Origin of the sequence: Ensifer sp. 4252 (assembly GCF_050434565.1) — a bacterium.
Lineage (GTDB): Bacteria > Pseudomonadota > Alphaproteobacteria > Rhizobiales > Rhizobiaceae > Ensifer.
This window is the reverse complement of record NZ_JBNDIU010000003.1, coordinates 192,789-207,829: the sequence shown is the minus strand read 5'-3', so window position 1 is coordinate 207,829 and position 15,041 is coordinate 192,789. Positions and strand designations below refer to the sequence as shown.

At 61.8% G+C, this 15,041-nt stretch carries 13 protein-coding genes; 11 read left to right on the top strand and 2 right to left on the bottom strand.

The features are described from left to right. Positions 1 to 16 precede the first annotated feature (16 nt). Both ABIE33_RS09965 and ABIE33_RS09960 read left to right on the top strand, forming a co-directional pair. Entirely contained in the window at positions 17 to 1,174 is a 1,158-nt protein-coding gene (locus tag ABIE33_RS09965) for an aminodeoxychorismate synthase component I (RefSeq protein ID WP_429124373.1), read from the top strand. After that, the gene (locus ABIE33_RS09960; RefSeq protein WP_429124371.1) at positions 1,171 to 1,791 is read left to right on the top strand and encodes an aminotransferase class IV family protein; all 621 of its coding nucleotides are present in this window, start codon (positions 1,171 to 1,173) and stop codon (positions 1,789 to 1,791) included. Before ABIE33_RS09965 ends, ABIE33_RS09960 begins: the two co-directional genes overlap by 4 nt. Here ABIE33_RS09960 and ABIE33_RS09955 read toward each other — a convergent pair. Further along, positions 1,756 to 2,706: a GGDEF domain-containing protein gene (locus tag ABIE33_RS09955; RefSeq protein ID WP_429124370.1), complete on the bottom strand. Its 951-nt coding sequence runs from the start codon at positions 2,704 to 2,706 to the stop codon at positions 1,756 to 1,758. The two genes, ABIE33_RS09960 and ABIE33_RS09955, sit on opposite strands and share 36 nt — an antisense overlap. Positions 2,707 to 2,867: 161 nt before the next feature. Here ABIE33_RS09955 and ABIE33_RS09950 point away from each other — a divergent pair, with 161 nt between their 5' ends. The 8 genes from ABIE33_RS09950 (at position 2,868) to ABIE33_RS09915 (ending at position 12,398) form a co-directional block, all read left to right on the top strand. Beyond that, positions 2,868 to 3,746 carry a heme-dependent oxidative N-demethylase family protein gene (locus ABIE33_RS09950; RefSeq protein ID WP_429124369.1) on the top strand — a complete coding sequence of 293 codons (879 nt, stop codon included), beginning with the start codon at positions 2,868 to 2,870 and terminating at the stop codon, positions 3,744 to 3,746. 143 nt (positions 3,747 to 3,889) lie between these two features. After that, a complete protein-coding gene (locus ABIE33_RS09945; protein WP_429124367.1) occupies positions 3,890 to 5,341 on the top strand; it encodes a homospermidine synthase in 1,452 nt (483 codons plus the stop codon). Between the two features lie 170 nt (positions 5,342 to 5,511). Further along, positions 5,512 to 5,880 carry an outer membrane lipoprotein Omp10 gene (omp10, locus tag ABIE33_RS09940; RefSeq protein WP_429124365.1) on the top strand — a complete coding sequence of 123 codons (369 nt, stop codon included), beginning with the start codon at positions 5,512 to 5,514 and terminating at the stop codon, positions 5,878 to 5,880. Between the two features lie 335 nt (positions 5,881 to 6,215). Beyond that, entirely contained in the window at positions 6,216 to 8,087 is a 1,872-nt protein-coding gene (locus ABIE33_RS09935; protein WP_429124363.1) for a 5'-nucleotidase C-terminal domain-containing protein, read from the top strand. 115 nt (positions 8,088 to 8,202) lie between these two features. Further along, the gene (gene hemH / locus ABIE33_RS09930) at positions 8,203 to 9,240 is read left to right on the top strand and encodes a ferrochelatase (protein ID WP_429124361.1); all 1,038 of its coding nucleotides are present in this window, start codon (positions 8,203 to 8,205) and stop codon (positions 9,238 to 9,240) included. Between the two features lie 102 nt (positions 9,241 to 9,342). Then, a complete protein-coding gene (locus ABIE33_RS09925) occupies positions 9,343 to 10,341 on the top strand; it encodes an SPFH domain-containing protein (RefSeq protein ID WP_429124359.1) in 999 nt (332 codons plus the stop codon). Between the two features lie 3 nt (positions 10,342 to 10,344). Beyond that, complete coding sequence (locus ABIE33_RS09920) at positions 10,345 to 10,803, top strand: NfeD family protein (RefSeq protein WP_429124357.1); 459 nt, start codon at positions 10,345 to 10,347, stop codon at positions 10,801 to 10,803. Positions 10,804 to 10,955: 152 nt separating this feature from the next. Continuing rightward, a complete protein-coding gene (locus ABIE33_RS09915) occupies positions 10,956 to 12,398 on the top strand; it encodes an outer membrane beta-barrel protein (RefSeq protein ID WP_429124355.1) in 1,443 nt (480 codons plus the stop codon). 116 nt (positions 12,399 to 12,514) lie between these two features. On the opposite strand, the gene galU is transcribed toward ABIE33_RS09915, so the two are convergent. After that, the gene (galU, locus tag ABIE33_RS09910; RefSeq protein ID WP_429124353.1) at positions 12,515 to 13,402 is read right to left on the bottom strand and encodes a UTP--glucose-1-phosphate uridylyltransferase GalU; all 888 of its coding nucleotides are present in this window, start codon (positions 13,400 to 13,402) and stop codon (positions 12,515 to 12,517) included. Between the two features lie 392 nt (positions 13,403 to 13,794). On the opposite strand from galU, the gene ABIE33_RS09905 reads away from it, so the two are divergent. Further along, positions 13,795 to 15,015, top strand: coding sequence for a lytic murein transglycosylase (locus ABIE33_RS09905; protein WP_429124351.1), 1,221 nt, complete (start codon positions 13,795 to 13,797; stop codon positions 15,013 to 15,015). Positions 15,016 to 15,041: the final 26 nt, after the last annotated feature.

The window sequence follows — 15,041 nt, the reverse complement described above, 5'->3', positions numbered from 1 at the left end:
GTGCGAAGCGGCATCGATGAACGAAAACGCACCTTTTGTGCTTTTCCGGGACGACAGCGAAGATCGAACCACGGTTTTCGCCGGGCCGGAGCGCGTCGTCACGGCGCGGACCAAAGCCGAATTCCACCGCGGCCTCGCCGAGCTTGAGCGCGCCCATGCGGCGGGCAAATGGATTGCAGGCTTCATGGCCTATGAGGCTGGCCATCTCTTCGAGGAGAAGCTGAGCCCCTTTGCCGAAGAGGGTCGCGAAACGCCGTTGATGTCCTTCGGCATCTTCGACACACCGAGCGACGACCATCCGTTCGCAGAGCCGCAGCGCCGGATCGAGAACGAGCCTTTTCTCGCCGAGCCGCGTGCCGCCTGGGATTTCCCCACCTACCGCGAGCGGTTCGACCGGCTGCATCAGCATCTGCGCCAGGGCGATTGTTACCAGGCAAACCTGACGATGCCGATCCGGGCGCGCTGGTCCGGCGATCCGCGCGCAGCATTCTGGTCGCTGATCGAACGGCAGCCGGTAAAATACGGCGCCCTCGTCGCGCTGGATGGCCCGATCCTCGTCTCGCGCTCGCCCGAGCTTTTCTTCCGGGTGGATGCCGACCGATGGATCGAAACGCATCCGATGAAGGGCACGGCAAAGCGCGGCGCGTCGGCAAAGGAGGATGCCGAGATCATTGCCGCCATGCGCGACGATGAGAAGACCCAGGCCGAAAACCGCATGATCGTCGACCTCTTGCGCAACGACATCTCGCGCATCACCGAGGTCGGAACACTGGACGTCCCAAAACTCTTCGACATCGAGACCTATCCGACCGTGCACCAGATGGTCAGCCATGTCCGGGCCAAGCTGCGGCCCGATGTCGGCATTACCGATATTTTCGCCGCACTCTTTCCCTGCGGCTCGATCACCGGCGCGCCGAAGATGCGGGCGATGGAGATCCTGCACGATCTCGAAGACGGCCCGCGCGACGCCTATTGCGGTGCAATCGGCTTCATCGCGCCGAACGGCATCATGCGCTTCAGCGTCGCGATCCGCACCATCTCGCTGTTTGCCGACGGCGAGGCCGTTTTCAATGTCGGCGGCGGCATCGTCTTTGATTCCGGCGCCCAGTCCGAATATGACGAATGCCTGCTCAAGGCGCGCTTTGCCATCGGCGATACCGAGATCGCCCGATGACGGATTTTTCCCTGATCGAGACCCTGCGCTACGAACCGGGGTTCGTTCGGTTGAGATTGCATCTCGCCCGGCTCCGTCGCTCTGCACGGCGGCTGGAGTTTGCCGGCGCCGAACGGGCGCAGGCTGAGTTGCAAGCTGCCGTCCAGGGAGCAACAAGCCCGCTCCGTGTCCGGCTGACTCTTGACCGCAACGGCGCGATCGCCGTCACCACGGCGGCTTTCACTCCTCTTGCCGAAGACACTGTCTGGCGCGTGCGTTTTGCAGAAACGCGGCTCTCTTCCGAAGACAAGCTGCTGCGGGTCAAGACCACGCGGCGCGATGTCTACGAGGCTGCACGTGCGGAATACCCGGCGACCGAGGTCGACGAAGTCCTGCTGCTCAACGAAAGGGACGAGGTTTGCGAGGGAACGATCACCTCGATCTTCCTTGACGACGGCAGCGGCACGCTGAAGACACCTCCGATCGCCTGCGGGCTCCTGGCCGGTGTACTCAGGACGGAACTCATCTGCCAGAGGCAGGCGCGCGTCGCCCGCCTATCGCTCGGCGATCTGGCAAGAGGCCAGCTCTATGTCGGAAATTCCCTACGGGGCCTGATCCGGGCGAAGCTCAGGGTCTGAACCCGGCAAGGTGTACCGCTTCACCCGATCGCGACCATCCCGCTTGGCGAGATAGAGCGCTTCGTCGGCGCGAGCATAGATGTCCTTGACACCGTCGCCCTCCCGGTATTCGGCGAGCCCCACCGAACAGGTGTAGTAGAATTCCGGAATGCTCGCCAGCGGCCTGGCGCTGCGCACCTTGTCGAGCAGGCGGTCGAGGATCATGTTGCCTTCGCTGATCGTGGTGTCGGGCAGGATCAGCATGAACTCTTCGCCACCGATGCGGCCGAAGCAATCGGAGCGGCGCACGAACTCCTGCATCTGGCGGGCGAAGTCGAGCAGAACCTCATCGCCCTGATGGTGGCCGTAGCGATCGTTGATCGCCTTGAAATAATCGATGTCGATGATGGCGACACAGCCCCACATGTGCGGGTTCTGGGCGCAATTGGCGATGAATTCGCCGAGCCGCCCCATGGTGTAGCGCCGGTTGGGCACATTGGTGAGTTCATCGACCTGCGAGGCACGCAGCGCGAAATCGCGATCCTGCCGCAGCGCGCGCTCTTCGACGCGAATGGTGGTGATGTCGACGGCAACGCACAGCATCCACCCCCTGGCATCGACCGTTTCCGTCATCCACAGCCAGCGGCCGTCATGCAAATCGGTCTCCATCGCGCGAAACGGGATCTTGCCGCGCCGATTGACCGTTGAGGCTATCCACGCATTGATGTCGCTGGTCGTGAGCACGGTTCCGCGACCGGCGGCATGGTTGCGCCGCATGATGTCGGCCCAGGTCGGCGTCTCGTCGGCGCCAATGAAATAGGCGGCGCGAAAGGCATCATTGGCAAATTGCAGCCGGTCGTGCTGATCGTAGAGCGCCATCAGCACGGGCGTTTGGGCCTGCAGGCCCATCAGGGTCTTTATGTGGTCACCGGTCACGTTCAGTCTGCGACGCCTCCAGTTCGGAAAGGAAACAACAATCATGGCGCGTAGCGGATGATTGTATCAAAGCTATAGCACGAAGTGCTTGTGACAAGCTTCGGCCCATGCGAAACGAAAGGGAATATGGTTAAATCGCGAGAATGATCCGGTCATCCCGCATGAAACACACGCCTTACGACGGCTCTTCCAAGCCCTTTACCATCGGCCTCACGCAGCTTGATCCCGATCGATGGATCGAACCAGACGACCAGCTCCAGCACTATCTCGACCAGAAGGCGCAGTTGCTCGCGCAGTCCCGCGACGCGGTTTTTGCCAGCGAAGACGGAACTCAGGACGCACAGATCGAGCTGCTGCAGATCCTGTCCGATTATCTGCCGATGCGGTATCCCGACATCTACTGTCGGCAGGATGATGCAATGATGGTCGCCGGGCGGCGGGTGCTCTTGTCCGGCGACGACGCGCTTGTGCTTGCGGGCTCGCTCGTGCAGGACGACCTGGCAATCATGCAGCGCGGCGACCGCGGCTGGCGCCTTGGCGCCGCCTACATCGCCTTTCCCTCGTCCTGGTCGCTCGCCGAAAAGTTCGGGCGCACCATGGACGAGATCCACGCCCCTGTTCCCGGCTTCGAACACGGCACGCGCAACGCCGAACTGATCGCCCGCATGTTCGACAACCTGCCGCCCGGCCGTTTCGTCGAACGGTTCAATTGGGCCGTCAATGTCGACGGCTCCCTGCATCTGCCGAAGTCGAAATCGGAAGGGTTTTCGGCAGGCGCAGTCGAGCTGACTGAAGAGCGCACCTTCATCCGCATCGAGCGCCAGACATTGCGCAAGCTGCCGGCAAGCGGCGCCATCGTCTTCACGATCCGTATCTATTCGGATCCCCTGGCGCTGTTGCGCCAAAGAGCGGATGCGCCGACTTTGGCCCTTTCCTTCGTCGAGCAACTGCACTCTCTCGACCTGCCGCAGGCGGCCTACAAGGGCCTCGTCAGCAAGCGGGACGCTCTCATTTCGGCCCTGCTTTCCATTGCTGGTTAAGCAATATCGCAGATCAGCGTTGACCCGGCGGCCCTTTATTGTGACAGCAAACTATGCTCTAGGGCCTATCGCACGGCGCGAGCCTCATTTTCAGACACTTTCAACACCGTCTCAGGGAAAGTTTCCTCAGGAGTAAGACCAAAATGGCAGACACCACCTACCCGGTTTACGGCGAGATCACCGGCCCGATCGTCATGATCGGTTTCGGTTCGATCGGCCGCGGCACCTTGCCGTTGATCGAGCGCCACTTCAAATACGACAAGAACCGGTTGATCGTGGTCGAGCCGCGTGAGGATGCTGCCGACAACGAGATCTTCGAGCGTCATGGCGTCCGCCACGTTCGCGCCCATGTGACGAAGGAAAACTACAAGGAACTCTTGAAGCCGCTCCTGACCGAAGGCGAAGGCCAGGGCTTCTGCGTCAACCTGTCGGTCGACACGGGTTCGGTCGACCTGATCAAGATGTGCCGCAAGCTCGACGTTCTCTACATCGACACGGTCGTCGAGCCTTGGCTCGGCTTCTATTTCGATGCCGAAATGGACAACGCTGCGCGTACCAACTACGCCCTGCGCGAAACGCTGCGCAAGGAAAAGGAAAAGAACCCGGGCGGCACCACGGCCGTTTCGACCTGCGGCGCCAACCCGGGCATGGTCTCCTGGTTCGTCAAGCAGGGCCTCCTGAACCTCGCCAACGACCTTGGCGTGAAGTTTGACGAGCCGCATCAGGACGACCGCGAAGGCTGGGCGAAGCTGATGAAGAAGGTCGGCGTCAAGGGCGTGCACATCGCCGAGCGCGACACCCAGCTGACCAAGAAGCCGAAGCCGCTCAACGTCTTCTGGAACACCTGGTCGGTCGAAGGCTTCATCTCCGAAGGTCTGCAGCCCGCCGAACTCGGCTGGGGCACCCACGAGAATTGGATGCCGAAGAACGCCAAGAAGCACAAGAAGGGCTGCAAGGCGGCTATCTACTTGGAGCAGGCGGGTGCCAACACCCGTGTTCGCAGCTGGTGCCCGACGCCCGGCCCGCAATACGGCTTCCTCGTCACCCACAACGAGTCGATCTCGATCGCCGACTTCTTCACCGTGCGCGACAAGGACGGCGAAGTTACCTATCGCCCGACCTGCCACTACGCCTACCATCCGGCCAACGACGCAGTCCTGTCGCTGCACGAAATGTTCGGCAACGGCGGCAATGCGCAGCCTGTCCATCACGTTCTCGACGAGAAGGAACTCGTTGAAGGCGTCGACGAACTGGGCGTCCTGCTCTACGGCCACGACAAGAACGCCTACTGGTTCGGTTCGCGCCTGTCGCTCGAAGAGACCCGCCGCATCGCGCCTTACCAGAACGCCACCGGTATGCAGGTAACCTCTGCCGTGCTTGCAGGCATGGTCTGGGCGATGGAAAACCCGAAGGCCGGCATCGTCGAAGCCGACGAGATGGACTACAAGCGCTGCCTCGAAGTGCAGTTGCCCTATCTCGGCCCGGTCGAAGGCCATTACACCGACTGGACCCCGCTCGACGGTCGTCCGGGCCTGTTCCCGGAAGACATCGACACCAAGGATCCCTGGCAGTTCAAGAACGTCCTCGTTCGCTAAACCGCTGACATTGCGAAGCATCCGGCCCGGGGCATTTCTGCTCCGGGCTTTTTTGTTCATATGGGAAAAGCCCGGCACGCTGGCCCGACCACTCTTGCTTTCAACTCTTGATCGCGGCATGGTTCGGCGAAACGAAACGGACGCTCGGCACAAAGCGAGGGAAATCGCCAATGAAGCCATTCGCAATTCTGACCCTTCTCGCGACCGCCGCGGCCCTGGCCTCCTGCCAGTCGTCGCCCCGGGAAGTCGGAGGGGCACCGCCCGCTCGCCAGGCAACGGGTGTCGAAGGCTCATGGACGGATCCGAACGGCATCGTGTCGACCTTTGCAGGCGGAACCTTCTCGACCCGCACCACCGATAGCAACCAGCTGCTGGCTTCCGGCAACTACGTGAAGCTCAGCCCGACGCTCGTCGAAATCAACATGACCTCCCTGGTGCGCAACACCCAGTCAAAGGTCAATTGCGCGCTGGTCACCCAGAGCCAGCTCAATTGCACCACCGATGCAGGCGCCCAGTTCTCGCTGGCGCGACGCGGCTGAGACAGGCCTTGGAACAACGATCAAAGCCTCCGCAAGGGGGCTTCTTTTGTTGCTGTTTCCCCGCTTAACCCTACTGCATGTTTCCTTAAATCGTAGCCGATTTAAGGATAAAAACATGCAGAAATTCAAAGTGCTACAGCGACCTTTGCGCGTCTGATAAGACGCGCGGCGCTGTAGTTGCATGTCCGGCAACCGGCAGATGGTTTTAGCGCTTGAAGTCGCCCCGAAGTGATGAAAACATCCGCCCCGGCAAAGCCACCCCGGCCGTGGGGACCGGACCCGTTTCGGAGGGTCTGCAAGCGGCCGGCAGATAACAGGCAAAACAGGAGAACATCATGATCAGACACATGCGGACCGGCCTGATGACCGCGTCCATCCTTGCCCTTTCCTCGGGCGCAGCCTTCGCCGATTATGAACTGAACATCCTGCACATCAACGATCTCCACTCCCGTATCGAATCGATCAACAAGTTCGATTCGACCTGCTCGGCCGAAGAAGAAGGCAAGAACGAGTGCTTCGGCGGCGTCGCCCGCCTGAAATCTCTGATCGACCAGAAGCGCCAGGACCTGTCCGGCAAGAACGTCTTGCTGTTGAACGCCGGCGACAACTTCCAGGGATCGCTGTTCTTCACCACCTACAAGGGTCTGGCCGAAGCCGAATTCCTCAACCTGATGAAGTTCGACGCGATGACCGTCGGCAACCATGAATTCGACGAGAGCGAAGATGGCCTTGTCGGCTTCCTCGAGAAGATCGAGTTCCCTGTCGTCACCGCCAACGTATTGCCCAGCCACAAGTCGAAGATCGGCGACCGCATCAAGCCGTCGATCGTTCTGGAAGTGGGCGGACAGAAGGTCGGCATCGTCGGCGCCGTCGCCAACGACACGCCCGAGCTCTCCTCCCCCGGCCCGGACATCCTGATTGGCGACGACGTCGCCACCACGACCGCCGCGGTCGAGGAGTTGAAGAAGCAGGGCGTCGACAAGATCATCGCGCTCACCCATGTCGGCTACCCGCGTGACCTTGCAGCGATCGCCAAGATCCCCGATGTCGACGTCGTCGTCGGCGGTCACTCCCACAGCCTGCTGTCGAACACCGACGAAAAGGCCGAGGGCCCGTACCCGACGATGGTCGACAACCCCGGTGGCTACAAGGTCCCCGTCGTCCAGGCCGCCTCCTACACCAAGTATCTTGGCGACCTCGTCGTCACCTTCGACGACAAGGGCGTGGTCAAGGCTGCCAAGGGCGATCCGATCCTGGTCGACAGCTCCGTCAAGCCGGATCAGTCGGTGCTGGCCCGCGTGGCCGAGCTCGGCAAGCCGATCGAGGAGCTGCGCAACAAGATCATCGCCAAGACGGAAGCGCCGATCGACGGTTCGCGAGACAATTGCCGCACCAAGGAGTGCGAAATGGGCAGCCTCGTTGCCGACGCCATGCTCGACCGCGTCAAGAGCCAGGGCGTGACAATCGCCATCACCAATGGCGGCGGCCTGCGCGCCTCGATCGATGCCGGCGATGTCTCGATGGGCGAAGCGATCACCGTCCTGCCGTTCCAGAACACGGTTGCGACCTTCCAGATCAAGGGTGACGGCATCCGTGAAGCACTGGAAAATGGCCTCAGCAAGCTCGAAGAAGCAGGTGGCCGTTTCCCGCAGGTCGCCGGTCTCAAATATTCCTTCGACCGTTCGAAGCCGGTCGGCAGCCGCGTCGTCTCGGTCGAGGTGAAGGAAGGCGAGGCCTACGGTCCGCTCGATCCGGCAAAGACCTACTCGCTGGTCACCAACAACTACATGCGCAATGGCGGCGACGGCTACGACGTGTTCGAGACCAAGGGCGAGAATGCCTATGACTACGGCCCGGGCCTGGAAACCGTGCTGGCCGACTATCTCGCCGCGCACCAGCCGTTCAAGCCCTACACCGACGGCCGCATCACCGAAGTGGCTGCCGCCGCCGGCGCGACGACTGCCGAACCGGCAGCGGAAACCAAGCCGGCCGACGCAACGGCAACGCAACCTGCAGCCGGCACTGCTGCGACCACTGCGGCTTCCGGCCCGCAGAAGCATGTCATCGCCAAGGGTGACACGCTTTGGGATCTCGCCAAGGCGTTCTATGGCGATGGTGCGCTCTGGGCAAAGATCTCCGAGGCCAACGGCAAGCCGGCTCCGCGCCACCTGCACGTCGGCACCGAACTGGAGATTCCGGCAAAGTAAGACAATTTGCCTCCCCTTCGAAAGCCGGCGCGGGCTTCCCCGCGCCGGCTTTTCTTCTTAGAAGGACGTGAAGCAAAGAGCATGCCCCTGCTTGTACGTGACCATGAGGACCGAGATGACCAACGCGCCCGCCGCGACCGCCCCCAGCGATCACCCGACCGTTAAATCCGGAAAGGTCGGCGTTCTGCTGGTCAATCTCGGCACGCCCGATGGCACCGACTACACCTCGATGCGCCGCTATCTGAAGGAATTCCTGAGCGATCGCCGCGTCATCGAATGGTCGCGGCTGTTCTGGTATCCGATCCTCTATGGCATCGTGCTCAACACCCGCCCGGGCAAGGTCGGCAAGGCCTATGAGATGATCTGGAACAAGGATCTGAACGAGAGCTATCTGCGCACCTACACCCGCAATCAGGCGACCTTGATGGCGGAAGCCTTCGCCGATCAGCCGCACATCGTCGTTGATTGGGGAATGCGCTACGGCCAGCCGTCGATCGCCTCGCGCATGGAGGCCCTGCAGAAGGCCGGATGCGAGCGCATCCTGCTGTTCCCGCTCTATCCGCAATATGCCGCGGCAACGACCGCTACCGTCAACGACAAGGCATTCGAGGCCCTGCTCAAGATGCGCTGGCAGCCGGCTTTGCGCACCGTCCCGCCCTATCATGACGATCCCGTCTATATCGACGCGTTGGCGACCTCGATCACGCGGCATCTGGCGACGCTCGACTGGGAGCCGGAGGTGGTGCTGACCTCCTTCCACGGCATCCCGAAGAGCTACTTCGAAAAGGGCGACCCGTATTACTGCCAGTGCCAGAAGACCGCGCGCCTGCTGCGCGAAAAGCTCGGCTGGTCCAAGGACAAGCTGCAGGTGACCTTCCAGTCCCGCTTCGGCCCGGAAGAGTGGCTGCAGCCCTATACCGACAAGACGGTCGAGAAACTGGCGCAGGACGGCGTCAAGCGCATCGCCGTGATCAACCCCGGCTTCGTTTCCGACTGTCTGGAAACGCTCGAGGAGATTGCAGAGCAGGCGGCAGAAAGCTTCCATCACAATGGCGGCGAGAAGTTTGCCCATATCCCCTGCCTCAACGACAGTGCCGAGGGTATGACCGTTCTCGAGCATGTCGTGCGCCGGGAGCTAAGCGGCTGGCTTTGAAACGGAAATCTGCGCCCGCCCGCTTGAATTAGACTGACCGATGCCCACGTCTGGGTTAGAGTGTCACCTCAAACTGGGGTTGTGATCATGGGGGACTTGTCTTTGGGCGGTTTGGATATTGCGGTCATCGCATTTGTGGTTCTTGTCGTTCTGGTGCTCTTTGCCGGCATCAAGACGGTGCCGCAGGGCTATCGCTATACGGTGGAACGCTTCGGCCGCTACACCAAGACGATGGAACCGGGTCTCAACATCATCATTCCGTTCATCGACCGCATCGGCGCCAGGATGAACGTGATGGAGCAGGTTCTCGACGTTCCGACCCAGGAAGTCATCACCAAGGACAACGCCAGCGTGTCGGCCGATGCCGTCGCCTTCTACCAGGTGCTGAACGCCGCCCAGGCCGCCTACCAGGTGTCCGATCTGCAAAACGCCATCCTCAACCTGACCATGACCAACATCCGTTCGGTCATGGGGTCGATGGACCTCGACGAGCTGCTGTCGAACCGCGACACCATCAACGACAACCTGCTGCGCGTGGTCGACGAGGCCGCCAACCCCTGGGGCATCAAGATCACCCGCGTCGAGCTGAAGGACATTGCACCACCGAAGGATCTCGTCGACGCCATGGCGCGTCAAATGAAGGCCGAGCGCGAGAAGCGCGCCCAGGTGCTGGAAGCCGAAGGCTCGAGAAACGCCCAGATTCTCCGTGCCGAAGGCGCCAAGCAGTCGGCGATCCTGCAGGCGGAAGGCCAGCGAGAGGCAGCCTTCCGCGACGCCGAGGCGCGCGAGCGTCTGGCCGAAGCCGAGGCCAAGGCAACGCAGATGGTATCGGCGGCGATTGCTGCCGGCGATGTCCAGGCGATCAACTACTTCGTCGCCCAGAAATACACCGAGGCGCTTGCCGCCATCGGCACCGCCAACAACCAGAAGATCGTCCTGATGCCGATGGAAGCGTCAGCCTTGATCGGCTCGCTCGGCGGCATCGGCGCGATTGCCAGGGAAGTGTTCGGAAACGACCAGTCGCCCGCCCCTCGTCAGCGCCAGTCGACGACCCCGCGCACCGGCCCGGCGCCCGGTCCGTTCGAGCCCCAGGGGAAGTAGGCGATGGTCCAGCGCATCATCCTTGAGCTCGGCCCCTGGAGCTGGTGGGTTCTCGGTCTTGTACTGCTGGCAGCCGAAGTCGTGGCACCCGGCGTTTTCCTCGTCTGGATCGCCATCGCCGCACTCGTCACCGGTGTGCTCTCGCTTCTATTGTGGGACACTGTCGTCTGGGGCTGGCAGGTCCAGCTCGTCGTCTTCGCGCTTCTCTCCGTCGTCGCCGTCCTCGTCGGACGGCACTTCATCTCCTCGTCTTCCAGGGAGACGGACGAACCCCTGCTCAACCAACGGGCCCAGAGCCTCGTGGGACGCACGGCCGTGCTTGAAAAGCCGATCGCCGAGGGCCACGGCCGCGTGCGTCTGGACGATACGGTCTGGATCGTCGAGGGACCCGATCTGCCTGCCGGAGCGCGCGTGCGCATCGTTGCCAGCCACGGGCGTAACCTGACGGTCGAGAGCGCCTAAGGCGCCGCGACCGTTCAAATTCGCTTGCTGCGCTTTAAGCTCTTGTTTTTGCGCATGTCGTTAACGCGTTTTTCCCGTTTGGAAACGATTGGTTAACCACGCGGCTTTACGATTGCGAAAGGATTGCAATCAGGCTCGCGGACAAACGGCAGATGGTGCCAGACAACACTCGCTCGACCGGAAGAGACGCGCGGCGTTTGACGCTGATGGCGTTGTTGCTGGCCGGCACCGCGATGGCCGCTCCGCTGTCGGCGCATGCCCAAACGGTGACGAACGCCACCGTGCCGACGACCCCTGGCATCGTTGCCCCCGGCGCTGCAACCGGCGCGCCGGCGATCGCCGATCCGCAGACGACGGGCGCCGTCAGCGCCGACGATCTGTCTCCGGCTTCGGACGAAGACCTCATCCGTCTCAACCGCCGTGAACCAACGATCGATGGATTGCGGACGCGAATAGAGCCGGAAGACCACCGCGCACCCGGTGTTCGCATCGGCACGTTCACCCTGCGGCCGGAAATCAGCGAAACGATCAATCACGAATGGCGCAAGGACGGCAATACCAAGCAGAACCGCGGCTACCTGGAAACCGGCATCCGCGGCACCTTGACGTCGGATTGGTCCCGCCACGAACTGACGGTCACGGGCGCCGGCGTGTTGCAGAACAATATTTCCGGCGAGGGAGAGGAAGAGCCGCGCGCTGACATCGACGCGGAATTGCGCCTCGATCTCTGGGATCAAACCGTTGCACGCCTGCGGGCAGGCTACAGCTTCGAGCGCGAGGACGCTGACGATCCGAACGCGATCTCGAATGCCAAGTCACAATCGGGCGTCAACACCTACCGGCTGGGCGCCGCCATCGAGCGTGACTTCGGCCTCATCCGCGGCTCGGTCGGACTCGATCTCGAACGGCGGACCTATGGCGACGTCGAGCTTGAAAACGGCACGACCATTTCGGTCGAAGACCGAAACCGCAACAGCGGAACGCTGACGGCGCGCGTCGGCTATGAAATGTCGCCGGCACTGATCCCGTTCATCGAGGCCGCGGTTGGCAGGTCGATCTACGATCTTCGCCAGGACACGCTCGGCTTCGAGCGCTCCTACCACAGCTACGCAACACGTGGCGGTCTGGAGGTCGACCTCGGCGAAAAGCTCTATGGCGAGATCGCCCTTGGCTACGAGACCTATCGTTTCGAGGACGACCGGCTCAGCGACGTCAGCGGCCTGTCGGTCGACGGCCGCCTCAACTGGTCGCCGCAGCGCGGTACGGATGTGCTCTTCGGGTTGTCGACCGGTCTCAACCCGTCGACGACTGCGGGCGATTCCGGATCGATCGACTATGCCTTGACCAACATCATCACCCACGAGATGCGCTCCGATCTCGTCGCAAGACTGTCCAACACCCTGATCATCCGCAAATATCCGTCGGACAGCCGCTCCTCCGACGAGACCACCTGGCGCACTGGCGCAGGCCTCACTTGGGATATGAACCGTTATCTCGCACTAACCGGCGACGTCAGCTATGAGCGCACCACGCGCGACGTCGGCGACCCGACCGACATCACCCGCGTCGGCGTCGGCCTCGTCCTGCGGCGCTGAGGCAAAGGTCGACTGTCGGCAGTCGCCAAATTTCGATTACGCTCAGCGAAAACACGCAAAGAAAAAGGCCGCAGTCCCCTCGGGACGCGGCCTTCTCGTTTTTGAACGGACCGGAATTACTTCAAGCTGCTCAGGAGCGCCTTCAGCGGGCCTTCGACGATCGGGCGGATGTCACTGCGTTCGAGCGCGAAGGCGACGTTGGCGAGGATGAAGCCGTCCTTGGCGCCGCAGTCGTAGGTCTCGCCACGGAAGTGGTAGGCGGCGAACTGCTGCTTCTCGGAGAGCTTCAGCATGCCGTCGGTCAGCTGGATCTCATTGCCGGCGCCGCGCTCCTGTTTTTCCAGGATCGGGAAGATTTCCGGCTGCAGGATGTAGCGGCCGTTGATGAAGAAGTTCGACGGCGCTGTTCCAGGCGCGGGCTTCTCGACCATCTTGGTGATCTTGAAGCCGTCGCCGACCTTGTCGCCGACACCGACGATCCCATATTTGTGGGCCTGATCCGGCGCGCATTCCTCGACGGCGATGACGTTGCCGCCGCTCTGTTCATAAAGCTCGACCATGCCCTTCAGGCAGCCCTTCTCGCCCTTCATGATCATGTCGGGCAGCAACAGCGCGAACGGCTCGTTGCCGACCAGTTCGCGGGCGCACCACACGGCATGGCCAAGGCCGAGCGGCGCCTGCTGACGGGTGAAGCTGGTGGTGCCGGCCTTCGGCAGGATAGCATCGAGAAGCTCGATCTCGATCTTCTTGTTGCGCTCGCGCAGGGTCTGGTCGAGCTCGACCTGGATATCGAAATAGTCCTCGATGACGGCCTTGCTGCGGCCGGTGACGAAGATCAGGTGCTCGATACCGGCTTCCATCGCCTCGTCGACCACATATTGAATGACCGGCTTGTCCACCACCGTCAGCATTTCCTTGGGCACGGCCTTGGTGGCCGGCAGGAAACGCGTGCCCAGACCAGCGACCGGGAACACGGCTTTGCGGACTTTACGCTTGTCGGTCATCGGTACCTCCTTCAATCGGATTTCAATCCTGAGTGTTGCTGTAAAAATCCTTAAACCAAAATCAATTTAAGGAATCGTCAGCGCTTTGCAGTGCCGCGGCAATCTCTACGTAACGATGTGAACGCACGCTGAACCGGGATGAAAAAAAGGCCGATACGGACCGAACTCGCATTTTCTTCCACCGAAGACGCAATGACCTTTTCATGGTAAAGGGTTTGTTGACCACGTTTCTGTAGATTCGTCCTGATCCGGCGCTGCATCGACTGCGGCCGGATCCGAGAACGGGAACCGCCGGCGGTCGACGAACCGCAAGGCTGGCTCCAGACTGCCACCATGCGGAGATGTCCCGGCTATGACGGCTGAGGCTCCGCAGAGAACGGAACCGACAGCTGATGATCAGAAACCGCAGGACGTTTTTCCGTCATATCGCAGCCGCCTTCGTCCTATCCGCCGTCGCGCTTGGCACCTCCCCCGCGCGCGCCGATGCCGGATTCCAGACCTGGATCAACAATTTCTATGCCACGGCTGCAAAGAGCGGCATCACGCAGGCGACCTATCGCAAGGCGTTTGCCGGCGTGAAGACGCCCGATGCGACCGTGATCGAAAAGGCCAACTACCAGCCCGAGTTCAAGCACAAGATCTGGGAATACATCGATTCCCGCGTCAATCCCTACACCAAGCGCATCGGCCAGGAGATGGCCGCCAAGCATGGCCGCACGCTGAATTCGATCGAAAAGCACTTCGGCGTCGACAAGACGATCCTGCTGGCGATCTGGTCGATGGAATCGAACTACGGCGCCGTGCTCGAAAAGGACGATCGTCTGCACTACGTGCCGCGAGCGCTGGCGACCCTTGCCTATGCCGATCCCAAGCGTGCAAAATTCGCCAAGACACAGCTGATTGCCGCGCTCAAGATCCTGCAGAGCGGCGACATCACCCCGCGCGAACTGACCGGCTCCTGGGCCGGCGCCATGGGACACACGCAATTCATCCCGACGAGCTATCTGCTTTACGCCATCGACGCTGATGGTAACGGCCATCGTGATATCTGGAACTCGGTGCCCGACGCGCTTGCGACAGCCGCCAACCTTCTGAAGAAGAACGGCTGGCAGGCGGGCGAGACCTGGGGTTACGAGGTCGCGCCGCCGGCCAACGCCGCAAAATATTCGGGGCAGACGAAGACGCTTGCCCAATGGGCAGCGCTCGGTTTCCTCAGGCCGAACGGCAAGGGTTTCCGCAATGGCGCTTCGCGCGCCGAACTGAAGTTGCCGAGCGGCGGTGACGGTCCCGGCTTCCTGATGACCAAGAACTTCTTCGTCATCAAGCGCTACAACGCGTCGGACAGTTACGCACTCGGCGTCGGTCTTCTTGCCGACCAGATCGCCGGTTATGCTGGCATGCAGCAGCGTTGGCCGCGCCCGGACGGCTCACTCGACATCAGTGAGAAGTTCGAATTGCAGAACCGCCTGAAGGAACTCGGCTATTACAGCGGCGAGGTCGATGGCAATTTCGGATCCGGCTCCAAGGCCGCGATCCAGGAATTCCAATCGAAGAACGGCCTTGCGCCGGACGGCCAGCCGACACAACATCTGCTGCGCGCCCTGCGCAACTGACGCGCACGCCCGAAACGCGACGGTGG

Bases quoted from the DNA above. Each gene is read 5' to 3' on its own strand.
- ABIE33_RS09965 (WP_429124373.1), top strand. From the start codon at position 17: ATGAACGAAAACGCACCTTTTGTGCTTTTCCGGGACGACAGCGAAGAT.
- ABIE33_RS09960 (WP_429124371.1), top strand. From the start codon at position 1,171: ATGACGGATTTTTCCCTGATCGAGACCCTGCGCTACGAACCGGGGTTC.
- ABIE33_RS09950 (WP_429124369.1), top strand. From the start codon at position 2,868: ATGAAACACACGCCTTACGACGGCTCTTCCAAGCCCTTTACCATCGGC.
- ABIE33_RS09945 (WP_429124367.1), top strand. From the start codon at position 3,890: ATGGCAGACACCACCTACCCGGTTTACGGCGAGATCACCGGCCCGATC.
- omp10 (WP_429124365.1), top strand. From the start codon at position 5,512: ATGAAGCCATTCGCAATTCTGACCCTTCTCGCGACCGCCGCGGCCCTG.
- ABIE33_RS09935 (WP_429124363.1), top strand. From the start codon at position 6,216: ATGATCAGACACATGCGGACCGGCCTGATGACCGCGTCCATCCTTGCC.
- hemH (WP_429124361.1), top strand. From the start codon at position 8,203: ATGACCAACGCGCCCGCCGCGACCGCCCCCAGCGATCACCCGACCGTT.
- ABIE33_RS09920 (WP_429124357.1), top strand. From the start codon at position 10,345: ATGGTCCAGCGCATCATCCTTGAGCTCGGCCCCTGGAGCTGGTGGGTT.
- ABIE33_RS09915 (WP_429124355.1), top strand. From the start codon at position 10,956: ATGGTGCCAGACAACACTCGCTCGACCGGAAGAGACGCGCGGCGTTTG.
- galU (WP_429124353.1), bottom strand. From the start codon at position 13,402: ATGACCGACAAGCGTAAAGTCCGCAAAGCCGTGTTCCCGGTCGCTGGT.
- ABIE33_RS09905 (WP_429124351.1), top strand. From the start codon at position 13,795: ATGATCAGAAACCGCAGGACGTTTTTCCGTCATATCGCAGCCGCCTTC.